Origin of the sequence: Mucilaginibacter sp. 3215 (assembly GCF_050433785.1) — a bacterium.
Taxonomy (GTDB): Bacteria; Bacteroidota; Bacteroidia; order Sphingobacteriales; family Sphingobacteriaceae; genus Mucilaginibacter.
Genome location: NZ_JBNPWO010000015.1, coordinates 14,693 through 37,510 on the forward strand (window position 1 = coordinate 14,693; position 22,818 = coordinate 37,510).

Sequence of the window (22,818 nt, forward strand, 5' to 3'; positions counted from 1 at the left end):
AGGAGGAAAGAGCCAGGACTGTTAGAATCAGGAAACAAGAAAAACAAGCATAAAATATGTCATTGCGAGGAGCCCAACGGGAATAAGCCGGGGCGCGACGCGGCAATCGCATGCTATACAGGGCGGCTATGTTTCCGTGCGATTGCTTCGTGCAATGACATGGTTTATCAATGTTAAGACTGCACCTCGTCCAGGCCTATTTCCCCGCCGCTTCCTTCACCAGCACATCAACAATAGCCTGTTTATTGGGCAAATATTTATTAGTCAAAAACAAACCACCTTTACCTGTCGAGGAATTAAAGAACAAATAAGTACCAACACCCGGGTCATCACCGTCATGACCGATGGTGCCGTTGGTATATAAATTCCAGAAGATGCCTTTGTTGCGGTAGGTTAAGTTGATGTTTTTAGGCGGATGTTCCTTACTGAACTGCGGAGTGAACATAGCCTGGTATGATGCCTCGGTAAGCAGTTTTTTGTCATGCCTGGCGATGGCCATTAAATATTTGCTCAAATCTTCGGGCGAAGTTTTGAGGCCACCATCAGGGTAGGTAACCAGGTCATATAACGGGAACCGGTTCTTTAGATCGAGATATAAATAGGCATGTTTCTTTAAATCTATATCTGAAACATGCCAGCCTGAATGATCCATTTTTAGGGGCTTCAGGATATACTTTTGGGTAAACTGTGCATAAGAAAGGCCCGATTTAAGTTCAATCAGATATGCCGCCAGTGCCGAGCCGATGTTAGAATATGAGGAAACGCTTCCTGCCGGACCTTCCCCGAAATTGGCCTTGCTGTAGTATTCTCCCTGTGGGGATAAATAGTTGTAAAAGAACTGGGCTAAAGTTGTCTCCTTTAATTTATCACCAAACCCCATTTGGTTAAGGGTTTTAATCGAAACACTGTCATAGGCCCTTAGTTTAGGATAAAAATGATAGCAGTAATGATATACATCAGGGTTATCAACAATCCCTGATGTATGGTTGGTTAACTGCCTAATGGTTATTTTTCCGTTTGGGTCATTAGGATTGGTTACCTTAAAAGGTAGCACATCGTTGATATCTGTTTCCAGCGTAAAATACTTTAATTCGATAGCTTTCATCAACGCTACGGCAATAACAGTTTTACTCACCGAGCCAATGTTTTGAATTGTATTAGCTAAATAGGGTGCTTGGTTGGCTTCATCTGCATAGCCAAAACTATGGGAGTAGCTAACTTTATTACCATCGGTCATGATCACATACATGCCAGGCAGGCTTTCATGCGTAAAAGCCTGTTGTAATTTGATCGTTAAAGAGTCTGGTCGGGTTTGCGCCTGGATGCCGCCGGTTATAAGTGCAAGGGTTAGCACACGAAGAAGTGTTTTCAAGGTTTTATAGGTTTTCATATGTCTATATTACAACATACAGCAATAAACCCCTATCGATCAATGAAAATTATTTTATGTTCTGCTACGATAGTCGCGAACAGGTAATGGTATTCAACAAAAAAGGCCTTGTGAATAACACAAGGCCCAATATTTATTCGCCTAAGGCGGTTTTGAAATCTTCGAGTAGATCGTCGAGGTCTTCAATCCCTACCGACAGGCGGATCATACTTTCAGGAATGCCCATTTCTGAGCGGCGCTCGGCACCAAGCTCAAAGAAAATGGTTTGCGCTACCGGAATGGCCAGGGTACGTGTATCACCAAGGTTGCTTGATTTTACAACCAGTTTCAGTTTATTTAAAAATGCCAGGCAGTCGATACTTTCATCAAGCTCGATGCTCATCAAGCCGCCATAGCGTGCAAATAACTCGCCGGCCAATGCGTGCTGTGGGTGCGATTCAACGCCCGGATAAAATACTTTTTTAACTTTTGGGTGATTATCGAAATATTTAGCCAGTGCCAAAGCGTTGCTGCAGGCACGGTCAAGGCGCAGGGCCAGGGTTTCGGCACCAACAGATATTGTGTGCGCGGCCTCGGGTGATAAAGTGCCGCCGGCGTCACGTAACCCTTTCTTACGGATCTGGGTCATGCCCAGGTTCTCGGGTTTTACAACTGCCTTAAAGCCGGGGAAAATGTTTGGATAGTTTGACCAATCAAACAAGCCTGTATTGGTAACCGCGCCGCCCAGGGCGTTACCATGGCCGCCAATATATTTGGTAAGCGAGTTGATCACCAGGCTGGCTTTAACATTAATTGGATTAAACAAATATGGCGATGTCATGGTATTATCAACCACGTACATAATGCCTTTTTCCTCGCACAGGTCGCCAATGTTTTTTAGGTCGGCAATTTGAGTAGCCGGGTTGGCAATGGTTTCAACAAACACCATGCGGGTGTTTTCTTTTATTGCCGCGCGTACGTTATCAACAGCTGTGGCGTCAACAAAATCAATGCTGATGCCCATATCAATAAAAGTTTGGAAAATACTGCGGCTGTTACCGAACAGGAACGAGCTGGCTACAATATGGTCAGTACCTTTAATAAGGGCCATTATCGTTGCCGAAATTGCCGCCATACCGGTTGAGAAAGCGATACTTGATACCCCGTGTTCCATTTGGGTTACCTTTTGCTCCAGGGCGGTAATAGTAGGGTTACCCTGGCGCGAATAAGCGTAGCCACTTTTTTTATTCTGGAAAATATCAACCAGGTCCTGCACATCCTCGTGCCCGTAGGTTACAGAGGTGTGGATGGGTTTATGTAACGAACCATGCTCGGGTTTACCAAGCCGGTCGGCATGTAATATGGTGGTAGTGAAGCCTTTTTTTGTACTCATTTTAAATCCTATTAATTAGATATACATAATAGCGGTTGCGAACTTAATTAATTACGCACTAATTACACGAATGGAATTAGCACTAATTGCACGAATGATATCTAATTGACACTAATATTAATAGCGCGCGAGTAAGTTTATAACGTTTATAATCTGATCTAATTACACGATTATCTTATCTATAGCAAATAGGATTAGTGAAATTAGCCTAAATTGTGGGCCGCAATAAAAAAGAAATTAGTGTAAAAAATATGAGAGCTGTACTGCAACGAGTTACCCAGGCAAGCTGCATGGTGGATGGAAAGATAACCGGCGAAATAGGTGCCGGATTTTTGGTATTATTAGGGATTGAAGATGCCGATACCCCAGAGGATATGCAGTGGCTTGCTAATAAAATTACAGGCATGCGTGTTTTTGGCGATGAGAACGGGCTTATGAACAAAGCCCTTGCCGATGTTAACGGGAATATACTGTTGATATCCCAGTTTACGCTTTTTGCCCAAACTAAAAAAGGAAACCGCCCGTCGTTTCTGCGGGCTGCCAAGCCGGATAAAGCGATCCCAATGTACGAACAAATGGTTCAAACGCTTGAAACATTAACAGGCAAAAAAGTAGCTACAGGGATCTTTGGCGCGGATATGAAGATCAACCTGCTTAATGATGGTCCGGTTACTATTATAATGGATACGAAGGATAGGGATAACCATTAAAATAATCCCCCGTCATTGCGAGGTACGAAGCAATCCCCGATTTGCAGATCCACCCTGTATAGTTTGGGATTGCTTCGTACCTCGCAATGACGATGTTAAATAGAAACGCAAACAGGTAAAGACTACGCCAATCCTTTTTCAATCCTTGCTTGCAAATCTGCTTTAAAAGCATCATCAAGTTTCAGCTCATTTTTTAGCGAATCATGAAATAGCTGCTGCACCATATCATTAATAACGCGGCTTTGTTTATTGTATAATACACACACGCCGCAACCGGCCAGATGAATGCGCAGTTCCATTTCCTCGCGGAAGGTAAGCCGTTTAAGCTGCTTTTTTTCGATGAGAAAAGTAGCTTGTTTACAGTTATATATAATTTTTTTTAAATAGCTCATTTCAGTTTAATTCCAGTTTTTTTGGAGGCATGCCCTCAGGTTAACTTTTGCCCGGTGAATGATAACCCAGAAGTTGGCCTGGCTAACATGCAGTTCGGTACAAATATTTTCGGTAGCCGCATCGTCTATGTGTTTCATGGTAAATACCGCGTTCCACAGGGCAGGTAATTTTTGAAGGCATTTTTGCAGGATGCCGTTCAATTCTTTTTTTAACAAAGGGTCCTGATCGTCCATTCCTGCAATAGGTTGCGGTGCGTATTCGGTTTTCCAATGGCCGTTATCTTCCTCAAAAAACTCATCCTGTTCCTGCACACCTTTATTAGCCGAAGCTACAGCCAAGCCCGACGATTTTTTACGGTACACATCAATGATTTTATTTTTGAGGATAGCGGTAAGCCACGTTCGTTCGGTGCTTTTGCCCTCAAACCGGTCCACTTTTTCAAGGGCTGCCAAAAAAGTTTCCTGTACAAGGTCTTTGGCCGTGTCCTCATCGTTGATGCGCACAATGGCGTACATATACAGGTAATCGGCATAGGTGGCAACCCATTTATGTGGGTTTAATACATTAGTTTCGGTTAACATGAAATGCGGTAATGCTAATACAATTACAGGCTTAGTCGGGCGCTGGGCTTAATCCTTACAAAATAAGTTCAAATTTATTTTGTTTTAATCCAAGACATTCCTGATGATTGCTAAGTTACGCTACATGCCTTGATTTGAGCATATTATGCCGATATTTATATCAGTCAAAAAAGAAAAAAATTATTGTAAGGTTATCCCCATAAACCCGACAAAGCAGAAAAAATGTATATCATTTAAATTAAGTGAAATGAAAAAGATCAGAATATTTGCGTTTGTGCCGTTTGTTATAGGTGCAGTAATCATTTCTGTTGCATTCATAAATTGCAAAAGCGGAGCTAAAACCAACCAAAACGATAATTTAAAGTTTAATGGTAAAGGTTTTGCCCTTGTTGAACTGTTTACTTCCGAAGGCTGTTCAAGCTGCCCGCCAGCCGACGAACTGGTTGCCAAAGTTCAAAAAGAAGTTGGCGATAAACCCGTTTACATTTTAGCCTACCATGTTGATTACTGGAACCGTCTTGGCTGGAAAGATGTTTTTAGCAGTGCCGATTATTCAAAACGGCAAAATGAATATGCGCGTTGGTTAAACCTGTCGCAGGTTTACACGCCGCAAATTGTGGTTAATGGTAAAACGGAGTTTGTAGGCTCGCAGGAGGAGCGTTTACGCAGTGCTATTAAAAGCGGCTTGCAGGGTAGCGGCAATGTTCAATTAAACTTAAGTGTTACTCTTAGTGCAAATAATACAGCTTCGGTACAATACAAAGTTGAGGGAAATGCCGAAAACGCACGCAGTGTGATATCAGTGGCATTGGTACAAAAACAAGCTGTTGTAGAAGTTGAGCATGGTGAAAACGGCGGCCGCACTTTGGCCCACGCTCAAATTGTACGAAACCTGCAAACCATGCCTTTAAACAAAAACAATGGCAGCGCAACAATTGCTTTGCCTGCCGGGGTTGAGGCCCGGGGATGGGAAGTAATAGGTTTTGTGCAAAATACAAGCAACGGTGCTGTTTTGGCAGCATCGAAAAGCCTGTTAAAAGTATCGGCGGATGTTGGGCAACAAGATAAAAACATGCAATAGTTGTGTTGAATAGCATTAAGAGCATTTAGATGAAAGTAATTAAAGAGAAACACACCCTGTTAATGCGTTGGACGCATTGGGTAAACTTCCCCATCCTCACCATCATGATCTGGAGTGGCTTACTCATTTACTGGGCCAACGATACTTACACGTTCACGCTCTTCGGTGTTACTTTTATTCGCTTTTTTCCGCAGGGTTTTTATGATGCGCTGCACATTCCCCGGCGGCTGGCCGAGGGTATGGCTTTCCACTTTTTGTTTATGTGGTTTTTTGCGCTCAACGGCTTTCTGTATGTGTCATATACCATTATATCGGGCCGGTGGCGGGAGCTGGTGCCAAACCGGCACTCGTTTAAAGAAGCCTGGCTGGTGGTTTTGCACGACCTGCATATCCGCAAAACGGCCCCACCTCAAAACAAATACAATGCGGCCCAGCGTATTGCCTATACGGCTATTATTGTTATGGGCTTTGGCTCGCTGATAACAGGGCTGGCTATTTACAAACCGGTACAGTTTAATTATTTGGCCTGGCTCTGCGGCGGGTACCACCTGGCCCGTATCTGGCATTTTGTGCTTACTATTGGCTATGTGCTGTTTTTCCTGGTGCATGTTGTACAGGTAATACTTGCCGGCTGGAATAATTTCAGGTCGGTTATTTCGGGGTTTGAGGTGATAGATGAAAAACCGCAGCCCGCTATTCAAATTCAAAACGATGAAACTAATGAAAAAGCTGAATAAGGGTTTCAGTAAAAACAAAGGCCCCAAAAAGGAGCTTACCGTTGAGCAGAAGATCAGCCGGCGCAATTTTATCTCCTTCGGCAGCTTCCTGGTATTGGGCGGTGCCGCATATGGCGGCTGGCGCTGGCTTTATACTTCGCCCAATGAGGTGCCGGGCATTACAGGAGATGCCCACAAGCCATTACGTGCGGTGCTTAATGCCAACGAAAAGGTGGTTCGCCAGCTATACAGCAATAAAAACCTGGTAAAAACCTATCCAAAGGAAATGGCGGCGAAGGTGGTGCGCCACAACAGTGATATAGGCTCGGATGGTTTGATTGATGTAGACAACTGGAAACTGTCGGTCAAAAAGCAGAACGGTGAGCTATTGAATATCGGTATCGATGAAATAAAGAAACTTCCTAAAACCGAGATCATTTATGATTTTAAGTGCGTAGAGGGCTGGGACCAGATTTCGCACTGGGGCGGTGTAAAATTCAGCGATTTTATAGCTCACTTTAAGCTTGATGCCGAAACCCGGTTTGAGTATGTTGGCATGGAAACACCCGACAAGGAATATTACGTGGGCGTTGACATGCCAAGCGCTATGCACCCGCAAACCCTGCTGGCCTATGAGGTTAACGAAAAACCCTTGCCTCCAAAGCATGGCGCGCCGCTAAGGCTCATTATCCCTGTAAAATATGGAATCAAAAATCTGAAGCGGATAGGCAGTATTTCTTTCAGTAACACCCGACCCCGAGATTACTGGGCCGAACAGGGGTATGATTATTACGCCGGGTTGTAAAACAACCGGTTAAACCTCCATTATATATTGATGTAATATTTGCATATTGCATTAAATGCCAGCCAATAAACTACCACTTTCCAAACAGCTTGCTTATGCCTGCGGAATGATAGGGTGGAGCATCATGACCAATATTATCATTGTGATGCTGCCTTACTTTTACCTGCCGCCAAACAATGCCGGGCTTACTACGCTGGTACCTCAATTGTTGCTTTTTGGCCTGTTCAATATCATGTCTGTGATTACAGCTTCCGGGCGGTTGGTGGATGCTTTTTTTGATCCTTTTATTGCCTCGCTAAGTGATAAAAGCGAAAACCGTCGTGGGCGGCGCATTCCTTTTATGCAATGGGCTGTTTTACCTGCAGCTTTATTTTGCGGATTAACCTTTTACCCCATGGTAAAGGGCGAAAGTATCCATAACGCTTACTGGCTTACCTTTACGCTTATTTGCTTTTTTATGGGTGCTACGGCCTATATTATCCCGTACAACGCCCTGCTGCCGGAGCTTACCCGTACGGGCAGCGAAAGGGTTAAACTATCATCATTACAACAGGTGGGTTTTGTGATAGGGATTATCCTATCGGCCATGGTCAATAACTTTGCCGACTGGGTACAACGCTTTGCCGGTACCCTCAATCGCGATACCGCCGTACAGTACACCATTTGGGGGCTGGCCATATTTGCCGGGCTGGTGATGCTCGTGCCTGTATTCACCATAGACGAAAAACGGTATTCAAACGGTCACCCATCGCACTTGCCGCTATTGCCTGCTATTCAAAAAACCTTTGAAAACCGGAATTTCAAATATTACCTGATATCCGATTTTTCGTACTATATGGCATTAAGCATCATATCAAGTGGCTTACTGTTTTTTTTAAAATCGTTGTTAAATCTGCCCGAATCTATGGGCGGAGAACTTATGGCTACTATGGTATTGGTATCACTGCTGTTTTATCCGCTGGTTAATTACCTGTCGCAAAAGATTGGCAAAAAACCTATCGTGCTTTTTTCGTTCGGGTTACTGAGTTTGATTTTTGTAGCGATATTTTTCCTGGGCAAACTTCCATTTACACCGCAGGTGCAAATCTATACGCTGGTTATCAGTGCGTCGTTTCCGCTGGCCTCGCTGGGTATTTTACCCAATGCTATACTTGCCGAAATAGCACAGAACGAGGCTAAACGTACCGGTGAGAACCGGGAAGGAATGTTCTTTGCGGTTAAATACCTGTTTGTAAAACTGGGCCAAACACTGGGTATTGCATTGTTCGCGTTTTTAACCATTTATGGAAAAGACCCAGGCAACGATTATGGACTGCGCCTGAACGGCATTTGCGGTTGTGTGCTTTGTTTGCTGGCTTTTGTTTTCTTTAACCGGTTCAGGGAGCGCAGGAACAGGGGCAAAAAGAGAACCTCCCATCATTGAGCTTCAAGTCCCGCCGGGCCTTTAAAGGCAGGTAACATGTTGCTGTGGGGCCTGAATCGGCTGTTTATCGGCTTGCGCTTCAGCAACACAGGCAAAAAGAAGAGAAGCCATCAAAATGACTATGACGTATTTGATTATGATTGCGCTCATTTTCCTTTGCCGTTAAATGTGTTATAAAACAATTGCCCTTGTAGAATAAAAAAAGCCTGCCATTTGTTTTAAATGCAGGCCTTCAGGATATCAGTGTAAAAGCAATATTACACCAGGTTCTTTTTAATATAGCTGATACTTTGTGCAATGCTCACAAACGGATCGCCCGGGCAAACATCCTGCTCAACAAAGAAATATTTGAGGCCCGATTTTTTAGCCTGGGTAAAGATCTTTTTAAAGTCGATAACACCATTACCAACTTCAGTAAATTTCTTTTCAGGCGTTTTGTCCATGTCTTTAACATGCCATAAAGGGAAACGGCCCGGGTGTTTATCAATAAGGGCGATAGGATCCTGGTTTGCTTTATTAACCCAATACAGGTCCATTTCCATTTTTACAAGGTCTTTATCGGTGTTCTCCAAAAGGATCTCATATGGGTATTTACCGTTTTCCTGTATAAATTCAAAGTCGTGGTTGTGATAGCAAAGCTGGATACCCGCGCCTTTACAGGTTTCGCCGGCTATATCAAGCATATTGGCCACGTTTTTATAATGGTCAAGATTGCCGCGCTCAGATTGTGAAAGATATGCGCAAACCATGTATTGCACACCAGCTTCGGCAGCGTCATCAACGGCTTTTTTCCAGTCGTTCATGATGGTTCCTTTTTGTTGTTCGCCGTTAACCAGCTCCTCGCCTAAACGGTAATGCGCGCTCGGCATGATGAGGCCGTTTTGTTTTAAAACATTTGCAAAATCGCCGGGGCGCATGCCATAAAACAATTCGGTACCAGTATAAGTTGCACCTTCAACAGATGTGAAACCTGTTTTGGCAACCTTTGCCAATGCAGCAACAGGGTCGGCAGCCATAGCATCACGCACAGTATATAATTGTAAGCCTATATATTTTTTATCATATGCAAACAAATTAGGAGCTGCCAACAGGCCTGCTGAAAGTAGCGCCGAAGTTTTTAGAAAAGATCGTCTGGTAGTCATTGGTTTATGATTTTTATGATTGGTTGTGTAAATATAACGCATTAAAAATGCCAAAACAAAGACCGAAATTACGCCGATTGGTTTAATGCAGAGGTATAGTATTGTAATTTTTACAGGTTTAGCTGAATATTTATAAAAATATACAAAAAGAAAAAGCCGCTGTGTGGCGGCTCTTCATATGCTTTGGGTAAAGTATTATCTTCCTTTTTTAATGTTGGGAAACTTCATTTTATAATCCACATCAACCATGCCTTTTGATATATCGTTAAGCTTTTTTTCGATAAGCCGTTTACGTAACGGGCTTAGCTTATCGGTAAACAATTTGCCTTCAATGTGATCGTATTCGTGCTGGATAACGCGCGCGGCCATGCCTTTAAACGTTTCTTCATGATGTTTCCAGTTCTCGTCATAGTATGACATGCGTACAACCGGCTTGCGGTATACATCCTCACGAATATCCGGAATGCTCAGGCAGCCTTCGTTAAAGCCCCATTCCTCACCGGTTTCTTCCAGTATGGTAGCGTTGATGAACGCTTTTTTGAAATCCTTTAGCTCCGGTTCGTCATCATCAAAGGGGGTGGCATCCACTACAAATAAACGCATTGACATGCCTACCTGCGGCGCTGCCAGTCCAACGCCACGGGCCGCATACATGGTTTCAAACATATTGTCAACCAGTTCTTTTATATGCGGATACTCGTCGGGCTCAATGGCTGTTGCTTTCTTTCTTAAAACAGGATCACCGTAGGCAATGATAGGATACTTCATCTTGCAAAAATAAAGGATTATTGCTTAGGCTCAAATAGCAAAGTGATCAGGCGGTCATTATCAAAAATTTCATTGCTGATCTCCAGCAATTGCTCGGCACTTACCTGGTTAATTTTAGCAAAGATCTCTTCGAGGGTGTCAACACGGTTAAAATCAATCATGCTTTTGGCCATGGCAATAATGAGGCTCATGCGGTTTTCTTCTGCTAATGCTATTTGTCCGATAAACTTTTGCCGGGCCTGGTGCAATTGCAAACTGCCCAGCTTTTGTTCACGCAGTTTTTTCAGCTCCTTATGAATCAGTTTTGAGGCTTTGTTTGCTTTTTCGGTATCCGTACCAAAATAAATAGAAAAGATGCCGGTATCGGTTAAGGGGGTGTAATTTGATTCGACAGTATAGGCTATACCATGTTTTTCCCTGATCTCGAGGTTGAGCCGGCTGCTCATGCCCACCCCGCCCAGCAGGTTGTTAAGCAATAATAAACCCCATTTATGCTCATGCGATGATGAATAAGCCTGTGTGCCTATAATGCAGTGCGTTTGTGAGATAGGTTTGTTAACGATATGGATACTACCCGTACTTTGTACTGGCTTTACCCGATTTTTTTGAAGCTCATTTAAAGGAACATGGCCGAAATACTTTTCAGACATAGCCACCAGTTTCCTGAACTCATAATTGCCGTGTACAGCGAAGATCATTTCGGTTGTATTATAGTTTGCCGCTATAAACCCCCGGATGTCGTCCCCGTTAAGCCTGCCAACAGTTTCGGGCGTCCCTAAAATGTTTTGCCCCATGGGGTGTTCCTTAAATAGCAGCTCTTCAAAGTCATCCTGTATGGCTTCTTCCGGCTGGTCAAGATAGGAAGCTATTTCATCTAAAATAACACCGCGCTCTTTCTCCTGTTCATCATCGGGGAACGTGGAATGAAATAATATATCCTCAAAAAGATCCATAGTGCGGTCAAGGTGCTGGTTAAGCAACGATGCGTGGATGCAGGTATATTCTTTAGTGGTATAAGCGTTAAGATCGGCGCCAACAAGCTCAAGCCTGTTGAGGATCTGATTGGTGTTACGGCGTTCGGTTTCTTTAAACAGCAGGTGCTCAATAAAATGGGCAAGGCCTTCCTGTCCCGGAGCTTCGTCGCGCGATCCCGCGTTTACAATAAAGCAGCAATGTGTAATTGCAGATGGCCAGTGCTTATACAGTATGCGGATACCATTAGGTAAAGTATAAAGGTGATAGTCAATCATTCGGCTGCAAAGATAAGCTTATATGTCACAATTATTTTTCACGCTATTGTAAGTGATTAATAGTATTTTAGGCGCTTAAAATCAAATTTCGCCGGGATTAATGTAAACCGCGGAACTATACTGCCTTTAAAAAACAAACTAAACCCAATGACAAAACAAATAGCCGATCTGGAATTTGAGATACTACTAACTGCCGATAAGATTGAAGAACGTGTGAAAGAAATTGGCATACAATTAAATGAGGATTATAGCAATAGAATACCGGTTTTTATAGGCGTACTCAGCGGCAGTTTTCTTTTTATAGCCGACCTGATCAAACAAGTGGGCATTCCCTGCGAAATTAACTTCACCAAATTAGCATCATACTATGGCGGCGTCTCCAGTACGCTAAAAATACGGGAAGATATTGATTTAACGGTTGATATTAGGGGACGCGATGTACTTATTATTGAAGATATTGTTGATACGGGCAATACAGCTCACTATCTAATTCAGAAACTGAAGGAAAGAGAGCCCGCGTCATTAAGGTTATGCTCATTATTATTAAAGCCGGCCGCTCTTCAAAAAAAGATAGAGGAGCTTAAGTATGTGGGCTTTGAAATAGAAAACGAGTTTGTAGTAGGTTATGGCCTTGATTACAAGGAAATGGGGCGTAATTTAAAAGATATTTATAAAAAAGTAGGATAAGATTAAACGGATCTTAACAGGAAATTTGGCGGTTGCTATTGATGTATAGCACATTATGGGTAATTTTTTTAACAACTGATTAAAACAATAGCTCCCTTGTTTCGTTTTAGGGTTTATGAAATATACATCTTTACTTTTATCAGGCTGCATGGCAGCATCGTTTTTGTTTTCTTCATGTGATAAAAAAGGGTCGGCTACTTCAACCGTTGCTATTACCATAACTGATGGTCAGACTGGCGCTGCATCGGCAGGTGCAACAGTAAAACTATACGATGACGTAAACAAACCCAACACCGGGGAAGCGCCTTCATACACACTTACTACGGATGCGTCAGGAAAAGCGACTGCAGTAGTTGCCTATATAGGAGAATATTACATTGTTGCTGAAAAGGGGACCCAAAAAAGCTATTACAATGGACTGATTCCGATAGGTATTTTTAAAACCCAGGCCGATATTGACAGCAGCCCTAAACAAACACCTGCAGCAATAATTGGTTCCGTGAAATTTAAAGACACCAATAACGATGGCGTTATCAACGATTCGGATAAAGCAAAAGCGCCGAATTTGTTTTTGCAAGAAGGACAAACGCTTAATTACAGCTTAGCGGTTTATTAATTTTTTATAAGCGGAACGCTAACTCAGTTTCGTCTTACAGTGGATATTGAAGCAACAAAAGTGCTCGCATATTTAAAATGCGAGCTTTTTTGTAGATTTTGGGGCAATCTCGACAGTGAAAGTTTAAGAGTTTCAGAATAAGACTATTTTCTATATTTTTATTCTATGTTTAAAGCCTTTTTATTCCTTATCTCAATATTTTGTTTTGCCGCATCTGCCAGTTGTCAGCAGCGCGATACAATTGTTTATTATTTCAAGCATAACTTAAATAGAGACGGCAAGGATATACTTGTAACCACAATTGATAGCGCCGATTATGTCAGGGCCATTTTGCCCGCTGATTCAGGGGATGTTATGCCAAATGTTAAAGAGTACTATACCAACGGAAATGTAAAGTTTATAGGCAAGTCTTATTTTGATGGGCCCTTTTATTTCAAAAAGGCTACAATGCTATTGACTGGAGATTGCGTTAGTTTTTACCCGAATGGCAAGCGAAAAGGTATACTACACTATTCAAACGGATATAAAGATGGGGACGAGTATCTATACTATCCCACAGGTAAGTTGTTTTCGCGAACAAAAAACGTACACGGTAAGATAGTTTTTTACGTCAAGAGCCTTTACCTTGATTGTTATGATCCCTCTGGTAAATTAATTTGCGAAAATGGAAGAGGCCATTGGACTGTGTATGACGATGAATTTAAAAACATGATACTTGAAGGCGAAGTTATAAATGGACTTCCCGAAGGAATATGGCACGGAAAAACAGGAGAGGCCGATTCTATTAAATATACATATCAATACGAAAAAGGAAAGTTCATCAGAGGGACAGGGATTGATAGAAACGGTGTTGCCTACCCTTTTACAGAAGAAAACACTTTGGGTATGTATAAAAATAGCCTCATGGTTTTTATTGATTTAATAAACAGAAAGATTAAAGGTTTCCGGGGTTCAAATGGCGAAAAAATTTCATTGAAGAATGTAAGCGTTTCGTTTATTATTGAGAAAGATGGTTCGCTTTCCCATCCCGAAGTACTGGGCGATTTGGACAGCGCCATAAAAGAAAAGATAGCCGCGATATTATTGAGGGAAAGCGGCTGGATGCCACACAAATACTATGGAATTCCCCTTAAAACCAAGATAATAATACCTTTAAATTATGAAACTAATGGGTCTTACAGCGCTCAGCATTCCGTGGTTTCTTTTAGTGAGTTTGTTGTTGAGTAATGCTGCCGTAGATAATGTTAGCAGATGAAATTTAGTCATTAAGTTTGATTGGTTAACGCATTATGCGAACTTAATATAAAGACGTGCTGTTGCGTGTGCATGTCCTCATGAAAACTTTTCACCATTGTTGGAATTCCAATACATAGAAAGACATTATGTTGTCGTGGGGATATGACAACAGGAGATGATTATATTATCCCCGCCACTTCGCTCAGCATGCTCACCGCCTCGTCAACACTATCAATTCCCTCAATGCCCAATCGGAGCGTGTTTTTAACTTCTTTCAAATTGGTGCGCCTTGGGTTATTCTTCACAAAGTCGAGCACATTACGGAAGACCTCGGTTTCAAAGTAACTTGATTGCTGGTTAGTGATAAAATAACCACGCAAAACGTTTTTCTTGAGCGAGATTTTTTCAAAACCAATGGCCTTGCCCAGCCATTGCAGGCGTAGGGTATTGAGTAAACCGTCAACCTGGGCCGGCACCGGGCCAAAACGGTCGTTCAGTTTTTGTTGAAAGGCCTGTAATTCTACCTCGTTTTCCAGTTTGGAAAGCTCGGTATACAGGTTATATCGCTCGGAGAGATTTGTTACATACTCATCGGGGATGAGGATCTCCAGGTCGGTATCAATTTGGGTAAAAGAAATGTAGGGGCGGGGCTTATCCTCTGGGAATACGCCTTTAAACTCATCTTCCTTAAGTTCCTGTATGGCTTCGTCGAGGATCTTATGATACATTTCAAAGCCAATTTCGGCAATGAAGCCGCTTTGTTCGGCGCCAAGCAGGTTACCGCTGCCGCGGATGTCCAAATCCCTCATAGCCACATTGAAGCCGCTGCCCAGGTCGCTGAATTCTTCAATGGCGCTCAGGCGCTTGCGCGCCTCGCTGGTTAACGTTGACAAAGGCGGACTTAGCAAATAACAATACGCCTTTTTATTACTCCTGCCCACACGGCCGCGCATCTGGTGCAGGTCGCTCAATCCAAACATATGGGCGTAGTTGATGATAATGGTATTGGCATTGGGAATGTCCAGGCCGGCCTCAATAATGGTTGTAGCTACCAACACATCATACTCGTGGTTCACGAATTTAAGCATTACATCTTCCAGATCGTCACCTTCCAATTGGCCGTGGGCTATACCTATACGGGCTTTCGGTACCAGCTTACGGATCATGCCGCCCAATTGCGGCAGATCGGCCACGCGGTTGTGAATAAAGAATACTTGTCCGCCGCGGTCAATCTCAAATTCAACTGCTTCTTTAATGAGTTTATCATTAAACACATGCAGCTCGGTAACAACCGGCTGGCGGTTTGGCGGGGGAGTTGATATGATAGAAAGGTCACGTGCACCCATTAACGAAAAATGAAGCGTTCGCGGAATGGGCGTTGCTGTTAAGGTAAGCGTATCTACATTGGCGCGCATTTGCTTCAGCTTTTCTTTGGTTGATACGCCAAACTTCTGCTCTTCGTCAATGATCATTAGGCCAAGGTCTTTGAATTTCACGTCCTTGCTTACCAAACGATGCGTGCCTATGATGATATCAACCTTGCCTTCTTTCAGTTTCTCCAGGGTATCCTTGATCTGCCTGGTTGATTTAAAGCGGTTAACATAATCAATATTGGCAGGGAAGCCTTTTAACCTGTCGGTAAAGGTTTTGTAATGTTGTGCGGCTAAAATAGTAGTTGGTACCAGTATCGCCACCTGCTTGCTATCGGCAACTGCCTTGAATGCCGCGCGAACAGCAACTTCCGTTTTACCAAAACCCACGTCGCCGCAAATGAGGCGGTCCATAGGGTGGGGCGACTCCATATCTTTTTTAAAATCGGCAGTGGCTTTTTCCTGGTCGGGAGTGTCCTCGTACAGGAATGATGCTTCCAGTTCGGTTTGCAGGTAGCTATCAGGCGAAAAGGCATTGCCATGCTGGGCTTTACGCACGGCGTAAAGCTTGATCAGGTCGCGGGCTATGTCCTTAACTTTTTTTTTTGTTGTTTTCTTCAAACGTTCCCAGGTGTCGGTACCCAGCTTGTTCATTTTGGGAACGGAGCCTTCTTTACCGCTGAATTTGGAGATACGGTTAAGCGAGTTGATGTTCACATACAGCAGGTCGTTATCAGCATAAATCAGGCGGATCATTTCCTGCTGTTTGCCGTTCACGTCAACCTTTTCCAGGCCCGCATATTTGCCTATGCCGTGATCGATATGGGTAACATAATCGCCGGGTTTAAGGTCGCGGAGCTCTTTTAGTGTAATAGCTTGGGAACGCTGGTAGCCCTTGCGGGTTTTGTATTTATAGTAACGGTCAAAGATCTGGTGATCGGTATAGCAGGCTATCTTTTGTTCGTGATCAATGAAACCTTCGCGTATGGAGATGCTTACCGGCGTAAATTTTACCGTTTTGTCCAGGTCGTCCAAAATGGCGTATAAACGCTCAACCTGTTTGGCCGAATCGGTAAAGATGAAGTTCTCTATCTTGTCAGACTCATTGTTTTTGAAATTGTGAATGAGCAGCGTAAAATCTTTATTAAACGATGGCTGCGGGCGCATATCAAAATTGATAGCGGTAGCATCATGGTAAAAAAACTGCTTCCCAAACTCAACCACAGGGAAATCATGCAGCTGATCGCCAATCAGTTTTTCGTCGGTAAAACCAAATTTGGGGTCAATCCAATCGGGGTTTTGAGCTTTTTCATCTGCAGAGAGGGCTTTCCAAAGGTTTACAGCCTTTTTATAACCGGTTTGGATAATGTCCAGCGTAAACTGAACATCCTTGATCCATACCTGCGTGCCTGCTTCCACATATTCAAGTAGGGAGATGTTATTCTCCGTTAGAAATTTAGATTGTACGTTGGGAACAATGGTAATGCTTTTAACATGCTCAACCGATAGTTGACTCTCGATTTCAAACGTACGGATCGACTCAATGAAATCACCAAAAAACTCAACCCGGTAGGGGAGCATATGCGAAAAAGAGAAGATATCAACAATACCGCCACGGATAGAAAATTGCCCCGGCTCATATACAAAATCAACCCGTTCAAAATCGTACTCTATCAAAAACTCATTAATGAAATCAATACTGAGCTTATTGCCAACGGCTATCTCAAGTGTGTTTTTTTCAAGCGAAGAGCGATCAATTACTTTTTCGGCCAGGGCCTCCGGGTAGGTAACAATGAGCTGGCCGTATTCTGTACTATGGTTAAGCTCATTCAAAACCTCGGCACGGGCAAGCACATTGCTGCTGTCGGGCTGGGTAAACTCAAATGGCTTGCGGTATGATGAGGGGAACAGCAGGGCTTCTTTGCCGGTGAGGTTTTCCAGGTCGGCCTGGAAATAGCCTGCTTCTTCGCGGTCGGGCAGCACAAATACCATGTGTTTGTGCTGCAAAAAATACAATGCTACCGCCATGGCCGAATCACTTGATCCCACCAAACCACGTAGCTGTACCCTTGGATTTTTTGATGCGTTAAGCGCGGTAGCCAACGCTTTTATCCGGTCATCAGCCTTATATCTGTCTAATATATCACGGATGTTCAAACCGCGGCAAAGATAAACAAAAAAGAAAAGCCAAAATAAAAAAGCGCTGGCTAAAAATTAATGCAAACAATATGAGGGCTTATTTACTTTTTAATGATAAATTTATGTATGTAAACGCGCATACCGATTTATAAATCAATCTTAATTATATAATTATGAAGAATGCAGTGTTATCAGGGGGTATCATCGGCGTATTAAGTATCATCTGGATCTTTGCTATGCCACGGCTTGGCGTTATGCCGCAAAAAGACGTTGTGGCCCCAGTCGAATACTTTTCATTTATTATACCGGCTATCGGTCTTTTTTTCGGCATCATGAGTTATCGGAAAAACGAGTGTAATGGCCAGATGGGCTTTTTGGAAGCCCTTTTTCAAAGCTTTAAGATATTAATTGTAGGCGGCATCATCGCCGTTTTCGGCTCAATACTTTATATCAGCTACATATCGTCGGCAGATGCTAACATAAAGGATTTTTCTGAACGAATCTTTGGTGCATTGATAGTTGGGGTACTGCTTGCCTTCGCGGTATCATTATTATTCACCAACAAAGCGAACAAACTTGATTAAACGATTTTTTTCAAAATATTTTGAACTTTTGTTCTGGATAGCGGCGATGCTTTCATTGGCGATGACCTCGCCAACCGAAGCATCGCACTTTACTCTGTGCCCTCTTAAGCTGATGGGCATAGGCTGGTGTCCGGGCTGCGGCCTTGGGCATAGCATTATTTATCTTTTCCACGGCGATATCAGCAATTCGTTCCGCGCCCACTGGCTTGGCATCCCTGCTGTAGCAGTGATCTTTAACCGGATTTATGTGCTTACCAAAGCAAGGCTGCTGGAAAGGAATCAGTTTAAGAGCCTTACCTAAATTTTATAAATCATATCATTGCGAGGAGCGGGGGGGGTATGAGCAGGGCGCGACGTGGCAATCGCATGCTACACAGAGTGGCCATGTTTCCGTGCAATTGCTTCTTTCTGTATAATGATGTGATTATAAGTTTTTGATTATTAGGTGCGTTTTTGATCGATATTATAAATTTGGGCGTTGCCTGCGGCCCGTGCTCATACTGCACAGGCATTAGCCACGAGGCTGGTATCCGCTTCTATCACTAACGCAACCCCAGCGCACTATCGCCAAAATATACTTTATACGTCATCACGGTTTTTCCGGGATTTCTCAGGTCGTTTCTTACAGCAATGACATTTTATTGCTACTCCTATCCTCGGTAAAATTTCCACGCTACTTTTACCGTCAAAACCCATCATTTCACCGACTACTTATCTCCGCTAACCTATCTCCTGTAGGCGTTTCATGGCTGCTGCTGTACCTTTATATCATAAAACAATCACAAACTTTAAAACTTACTGAAATGAACGCTTATCAAAATCCATATATGTCTTTCGACGGTATCACTCCCGAAGAATATACATTTCTGCAACAGGCTACCGCCTCATTAACAGAAGACCAGGCCCGCACTTTCATGTCATTTTATGCCAGCAAAAGGCGTAACCCTCAAGACATCATGTTTGCTACGCTTGCCGGCTTTCTTGGCGTATCAGGCGTACAGCGTTTCATGACTGACCAGATTGGGATGGGGATCCTGTACTTTTTCACAGCCGGTTTTTGTTTCATCGGTACCATTGTCGACCTCATCAACTACAAAACCATCGCCAACGATTACAACAGGCAAATGGCCTACGAAAGCTTCAACATAGCTAAAATGAGCAACTAAATCCCTTTAAGGGTATAGTTTCACTATATAATAAAAAAATCCACCTTCTGTTACGGGGTGGATTTTTTTTTAAAAATAATCGTCATTGCGAGGAACGAAGCAATCCCCGACTTGAAGGTAAACCATGCAAGGCCGCCCTGTATAGTTCGGGATTGCTTCGTACCTCGCAATGACGATTTAAGATTAGAAAGCCTTTACTTCATCGATTTCTCCCTTATCGCCTTAAACTCCGAGCCATTTTTCCAGCCGGGGAAGATTGTTTCGTTGCCCAGCTTAGTACCAACTTCATAAAGGATATTAGCTATCTGTGCCATGCCGGTGGCATCCATGGTGTCGGTATAATTATCGGCCTGTTGGTGATAGCGGTTGTCGCCATAATCTTTTTGTTTGGCTTCGCCGTAGCTGCCCTCATGTACTGCGCTGATGCTGCCATTGTTAATATCAAGAGCCGGTACACCAACCTTAGCGAAGTTAAAATGGTCCGACCGGTAGTAGCTGCCAGAGCCGGGGTGCCTGTCGCCAACAGTGCTAAGCCCTTGTGCTTTTACTATTTCATCAACATAATCTTCCAAATCGTTTTGACCTTTACCGGTTACAGCTATGTCTTTGGTTTCGCCGTAATCGCCCAGGGCATCCATGTTGAGATCGGCAACTGTTTTGTTAACCGGGTAAATAGGATGGGTGGCATAATATTCCGAACCCAGTAAACCCTGTTCTTCGGCTGTAACGGCTAAAAATACAATGGAGCGTTTGGGTTTTTCTTTGGCCATGTTAAATGCTTTGGCCACACTGATAATAGCAGCCACACCATCGGCATTATCAACCGCGCCATTGTAAATGCTATCGCCTTTGGCGTTAGGCTTACCTACGCCCAGGTGGTCCCAATGGGCGGTGTATAATACATATTCGCCCGGTTGAGAGCTGCCTTTAAGTGTGCCGATAACGTTGTGCGATGTAGAATACTTTAACTGGTTGTTGATGGTTAAAGTAACTGATTGCTTAAGCGGGATGGCCTTAAAATCTTTTTTACGGGCCAGGGCGCGGAAATCGCCGGTTATGCCCACTTCAGCTAAAAGTTTTTTACCCATATCTTCGGTGATCCAGCCTTCAACCTTGCAGCGGTTCATATGCTTGTCTTTTTGCTGCAGGTAAAGTTTGGCGCCTGTGTTACTGTTGGATACCACTTCCCATCCATAACTTGCAGGTTCTTTTTGGTGGATGATAAGCACGCCTGCAGCACCCTGGCGCGCGGCTTCCTCATACTTGTAAGTCCACCTGCCGTAGTAGGTCATGGTATCGCCTTTGAAAAATGTAGGATCGCCGTTTTTAAATCCCGGATCGTTCACCAGTACCACAACCGTTTTCCCTTTAACATCAAGTCCGGCATAATCATTCCAGTGATATTCGGGAGCAACAACGCCATATCCCGCAAAAATCAGCGGCGAATTTTTAAGCGCTACCGAATCAACCTCGCGGCGGCTGAATGTTACGAAATCTGTGGTGGCATGCAGGCTGAGCGGCGTTTTACCGCCAGTTATTTCCATGACAGGGGATGGGGTACTGGTGATCTGCACCATGGGCACATCCTGGAAATAACTGCCATTGTTGCCCGGTTCGAGCCCGGCCAGTTTAAACTGCTCCGAAATGTATTTAATCGCCTTGTCTTCGCCGGCGGTGAAAGGTTTGCGGCCCATCATGGAATCATTGGCTAAAGCCGAGATATATTTTTTTATTTCGGCAGCGGTAATAGCTTTTTCGGCCGGCACGCTTTTATTATTCTGGCAGCCTGCTAAAATGGCAAGGCCACCAATAAGCATCAGGTATCGGTGTTTGATTTTCATATGATGTGAGTTTTCGGGAAAGGATCGAATTTACGCAAATCCCGGTCAATTATCCAATCATTGAAACGTTGAAGAAATTTAAGACACGAATTTTATGGGAGAGATAGCAATTCGTGTATAATTACTGCTTTAGTTCCGGTCTGCATAGCCGGATAACCTGCCAGGCCACTTCCGCACTTGATAATGCTACCAAAGCAAATATAGCCGCCGAAAGGGCCTTCGGTGTTGAGCTTAATGCCCCGCCCAGCGCTACGCTGTAAACAATAAATGGCAGCAGCAAAACCAGGCACAGGCCGGTAACACTAAGCGGGATGCGGAAAGGCCGCTCTTTCATCGGCTCCTTGACGCGGAGTTTTACGAGGGCGATATACTCTAAAGAAAGCCCCGCGCCGTAAACGGTTACATCAATGATGAGCAGATCGGCAAAAGTCCACAATACCATAAAACTTACTACTATGGAGCAAATGATGATGGAAATAAAAGGTGTTTTAAAACGCGGGTGCAGTTTGTTAACACCTTTTGGGAGTAAATTATCTTCAGACATCACCTGCGGTACTCGTGATACCGATAACAATACAGCGGTATAGATGCCGAGGGTACTGACCATACCGCCCGCTGCTACTACTATACCCAGCCAGTGCCCGCCAATCAATACGCCTAATGCAGGAAACCCATTTTCGGTTAATGTATCGTGGTTAATGCCCGATTGTTGGGCAACCCAAATGGCAAAAAAGTATACCACCATTACCAGCGCGAAAGCTGTAAAAATTGAAATAAGATATGAGCGTACGGGTTTTTCAACTTCTTCGGCATAGGTGGTTACATTATCCCAGCCCAGGCAGTTCCACATTACCGTGTACAAAGCCATACCAAACGACGGAAAGCTAAGTCCTTTTAATGATGTTGTGGGAATGTGCATTGGCCCGCTGTGGTGATAAATACCTAATGCTATCATTAATATAATGGGCGCAAGTACAGCTGCGCTTAAAAACAGCGATACCCTACCCACCGGCATAATGCCTAAAATATTTAACCCGGCTGATGCCCAGATGATCACCAAACAAACCGGGATCTGAAAATCCAATAATTCGGGGAAAAAGAAACCGGCGTATTGTACAAACAGCACAGGGTAAATGGCAAGGTCGACAAAAGTATAGAGCCAGGTCCACCAGCCCTCAATAAAACCCCAGTGGGTACCGAGGGCATATTTTACCCATTTGTAATAGCCGCCGGTAACAGGCATCATGCTGTTAAGCTCAAGCACGGTAAATATGGCTGGCACATCCCACATTAACGGGGTTATGAGCAGGATTATCAATGCCCCATGATTGCCTGCATAACTTAATAGCGGCTCAAGGCCGTAAGGGCCACCGGATACAGTAAAAAAAATAACAGCGACAAGCTGTATAGGGCGTATTTTTTTTAATGAGGTTGCAGAGGGCATAAGCTATAAAAATATAACTTATGTGTTAATATTTTAATTTTTTTGTTGACGGGGATATTCTAAAATGCTAACCTTTCACCGTCATGCTGAGTGTTTAAATCCGT

Annotated in this window: 21 protein-coding genes; 11 read left to right on the forward strand and 10 right to left on the reverse strand. The window is 43.6% G+C overall.

What is annotated here, in order from left to right:
• Positions 1-196 precede the first annotated feature (196 nt).
• Positions 197-1,390, reverse strand: coding sequence for a serine hydrolase domain-containing protein (locus ABIC84_RS20660; RefSeq protein ID WP_429264791.1), 1,194 nt, complete (start codon positions 1,388-1,390; stop codon positions 197-199).
• Positions 1,391-1,523: 133 nt separating this feature from the next.
• On the reverse strand, positions 1,524-2,762 hold the full coding sequence (locus ABIC84_RS20665; RefSeq protein ID WP_429264792.1) for a cystathionine gamma-synthase family protein: 1,239 nt from the start codon (positions 2,760-2,762) through the stop codon (positions 1,524-1,526).
• A gap of 251 nt (positions 2,763-3,013) precedes the next feature.
• Here ABIC84_RS20665 and dtd point away from each other — a divergent pair, with 251 nt between their 5' ends.
• On the forward strand, positions 3,014-3,472 hold the full coding sequence (dtd, locus tag ABIC84_RS20670; RefSeq protein ID WP_426583144.1) for a D-aminoacyl-tRNA deacylase: 459 nt from the start codon (positions 3,014-3,016) through the stop codon (positions 3,470-3,472).
• Between the two features lie 122 nt (positions 3,473-3,594).
• Here dtd and ABIC84_RS20675 read toward each other — a convergent pair whose 3' ends face one another.
• Both ABIC84_RS20675 and ABIC84_RS20680 read right to left on the reverse strand, forming a co-directional pair.
• Positions 3,595-3,864 (reverse strand): hypothetical protein, encoded by a 270-nt coding sequence (locus tag ABIC84_RS20675; RefSeq protein ID WP_429264793.1) that lies wholly within the window; start codon positions 3,862-3,864, stop codon positions 3,595-3,597.
• A gap of 6 nt (positions 3,865-3,870) precedes the next feature.
• Entirely contained in the window at positions 3,871-4,446 is a 576-nt protein-coding gene (locus tag ABIC84_RS20680) for a sigma-70 family RNA polymerase sigma factor (RefSeq protein WP_429264794.1), read from the reverse strand.
• A 247-nt stretch (positions 4,447-4,693) separates the two neighbouring features.
• Between ABIC84_RS20680 and ABIC84_RS20685 the strand changes: the two genes are divergently transcribed.
• From ABIC84_RS20685 to ABIC84_RS20700, 4 genes are read left to right on the forward strand one after another with little or no spacing between them, the layout of a single operon-like run.
• The gene (locus ABIC84_RS20685; protein WP_429264795.1) at positions 4,694-5,527 is read left to right on the forward strand and encodes a DUF1223 domain-containing protein; all 834 of its coding nucleotides are present in this window, start codon (positions 4,694-4,696) and stop codon (positions 5,525-5,527) included.
• Positions 5,528-5,556: 29 nt separating this feature from the next.
• On the forward strand, positions 5,557-6,264 hold the full coding sequence (locus ABIC84_RS20690) for a cytochrome b/b6 domain-containing protein (RefSeq protein WP_429264796.1): 708 nt from the start codon (positions 5,557-5,559) through the stop codon (positions 6,262-6,264).
• Positions 6,239-7,048, forward strand: a complete 810-nt coding sequence (locus ABIC84_RS20695) for a molybdopterin-dependent oxidoreductase (RefSeq protein ID WP_429264797.1) — start codon at positions 6,239-6,241, stop codon at positions 7,046-7,048. The genes ABIC84_RS20690 and ABIC84_RS20695 overlap by 26 nt, the downstream gene beginning before the upstream one ends.
• A 55-nt stretch (positions 7,049-7,103) precedes the next feature.
• The gene (locus ABIC84_RS20700; RefSeq protein ID WP_373615634.1) at positions 7,104-8,471 is read left to right on the forward strand and encodes an MFS transporter; all 1,368 of its coding nucleotides are present in this window, start codon (positions 7,104-7,106) and stop codon (positions 8,469-8,471) included.
• Between the two features lie 257 nt (positions 8,472-8,728).
• On the opposite strand, the gene ABIC84_RS20705 is transcribed toward ABIC84_RS20700, so the two are convergent.
• The 3 genes from ABIC84_RS20705 to ABIC84_RS20715 all read right to left on the reverse strand — a co-directional run bounded on the left by ABIC84_RS20705 (position 8,729) and on the right by ABIC84_RS20715 (position 11,628).
• Positions 8,729-9,613, reverse strand: coding sequence for a sugar phosphate isomerase/epimerase family protein (locus ABIC84_RS20705; RefSeq protein WP_090533817.1), 885 nt, complete (start codon positions 9,611-9,613; stop codon positions 8,729-8,731).
• Between the two features lie 195 nt (positions 9,614-9,808).
• Entirely contained in the window at positions 9,809-10,381 is a 573-nt protein-coding gene (gene def, locus ABIC84_RS20710) for a peptide deformylase (RefSeq protein ID WP_373615639.1), read from the reverse strand.
• Between the two features lie 17 nt (positions 10,382-10,398).
• The gene (locus ABIC84_RS20715; protein ID WP_426589753.1) at positions 10,399-11,628 is read right to left on the reverse strand and encodes a M16 family metallopeptidase; all 1,230 of its coding nucleotides are present in this window, start codon (positions 11,626-11,628) and stop codon (positions 10,399-10,401) included.
• Positions 11,629-11,778: 150 nt separating this feature from the next.
• Here ABIC84_RS20715 and hpt point away from each other — a divergent pair, with 150 nt between their 5' ends.
• From hpt to ABIC84_RS20730, 3 genes are all read left to right on the forward strand, one after another.
• The gene (hpt, locus tag ABIC84_RS20720) at positions 11,779-12,318 is read left to right on the forward strand and encodes a hypoxanthine phosphoribosyltransferase (RefSeq protein WP_429264798.1); all 540 of its coding nucleotides are present in this window, start codon (positions 11,779-11,781) and stop codon (positions 12,316-12,318) included.
• A gap of 148 nt (positions 12,319-12,466) precedes the next feature.
• Complete coding sequence (locus tag ABIC84_RS20725; protein WP_426583131.1) at positions 12,467-12,934, forward strand: hypothetical protein; 468 nt, start codon at positions 12,467-12,469, stop codon at positions 12,932-12,934.
• 165 nt (positions 12,935-13,099) lie between these two features.
• A complete protein-coding gene (locus ABIC84_RS20730) occupies positions 13,100-14,161 on the forward strand; it encodes a hypothetical protein (protein ID WP_426583129.1) in 1,062 nt (353 codons plus the stop codon).
• A gap of 188 nt (positions 14,162-14,349) precedes the next feature.
• On the opposite strand, the gene mfd is transcribed toward ABIC84_RS20730, so the two are convergent.
• Positions 14,350-17,697, reverse strand: coding sequence for a transcription-repair coupling factor (gene mfd, locus ABIC84_RS20735; protein WP_429264799.1), 3,348 nt, complete (start codon positions 17,695-17,697; stop codon positions 14,350-14,352).
• A gap of 155 nt (positions 17,698-17,852) precedes the next feature.
• Here mfd and ABIC84_RS20740 point away from each other — a divergent pair, with 155 nt between their 5' ends.
• The 3 genes from ABIC84_RS20740 to ABIC84_RS20750 all read left to right on the forward strand — a co-directional run bounded on the left by ABIC84_RS20740 (position 17,853) and on the right by ABIC84_RS20750 (position 19,429).
• Positions 17,853-18,263, forward strand: a complete 411-nt coding sequence (locus tag ABIC84_RS20740; protein ID WP_426583125.1) for a DUF4199 domain-containing protein — start codon at positions 17,853-17,855, stop codon at positions 18,261-18,263.
• Positions 18,256-18,564 carry a DUF2752 domain-containing protein gene (locus ABIC84_RS20745; RefSeq protein ID WP_426583123.1) on the forward strand — a complete coding sequence of 103 codons (309 nt, stop codon included), beginning with the start codon at positions 18,256-18,258 and terminating at the stop codon, positions 18,562-18,564. Before ABIC84_RS20740 ends, ABIC84_RS20745 begins: the two co-directional genes overlap by 8 nt.
• A 502-nt stretch (positions 18,565-19,066) precedes the next feature.
• Positions 19,067-19,429, forward strand: coding sequence for a TM2 domain-containing protein (locus ABIC84_RS20750; protein ID WP_091210286.1), 363 nt, complete (start codon positions 19,067-19,069; stop codon positions 19,427-19,429).
• A gap of 194 nt (positions 19,430-19,623) precedes the next feature.
• On the opposite strand, the gene ABIC84_RS20755 is transcribed toward ABIC84_RS20750, so the two are convergent.
• Both ABIC84_RS20755 and ABIC84_RS20760 read right to left on the reverse strand, forming a co-directional pair.
• Positions 19,624-21,270 (reverse strand): M28 family metallopeptidase, encoded by a 1,647-nt coding sequence (locus ABIC84_RS20755; protein WP_429264800.1) that lies wholly within the window; start codon positions 21,268-21,270, stop codon positions 19,624-19,626.
• 121 nt (positions 21,271-21,391) lie between these two features.
• Positions 21,392-22,714, reverse strand: coding sequence for an APC family permease (locus ABIC84_RS20760; RefSeq protein ID WP_429264801.1), 1,323 nt, complete (start codon positions 22,712-22,714; stop codon positions 21,392-21,394).
• Positions 22,715-22,818: the final 104 nt, after the last annotated feature.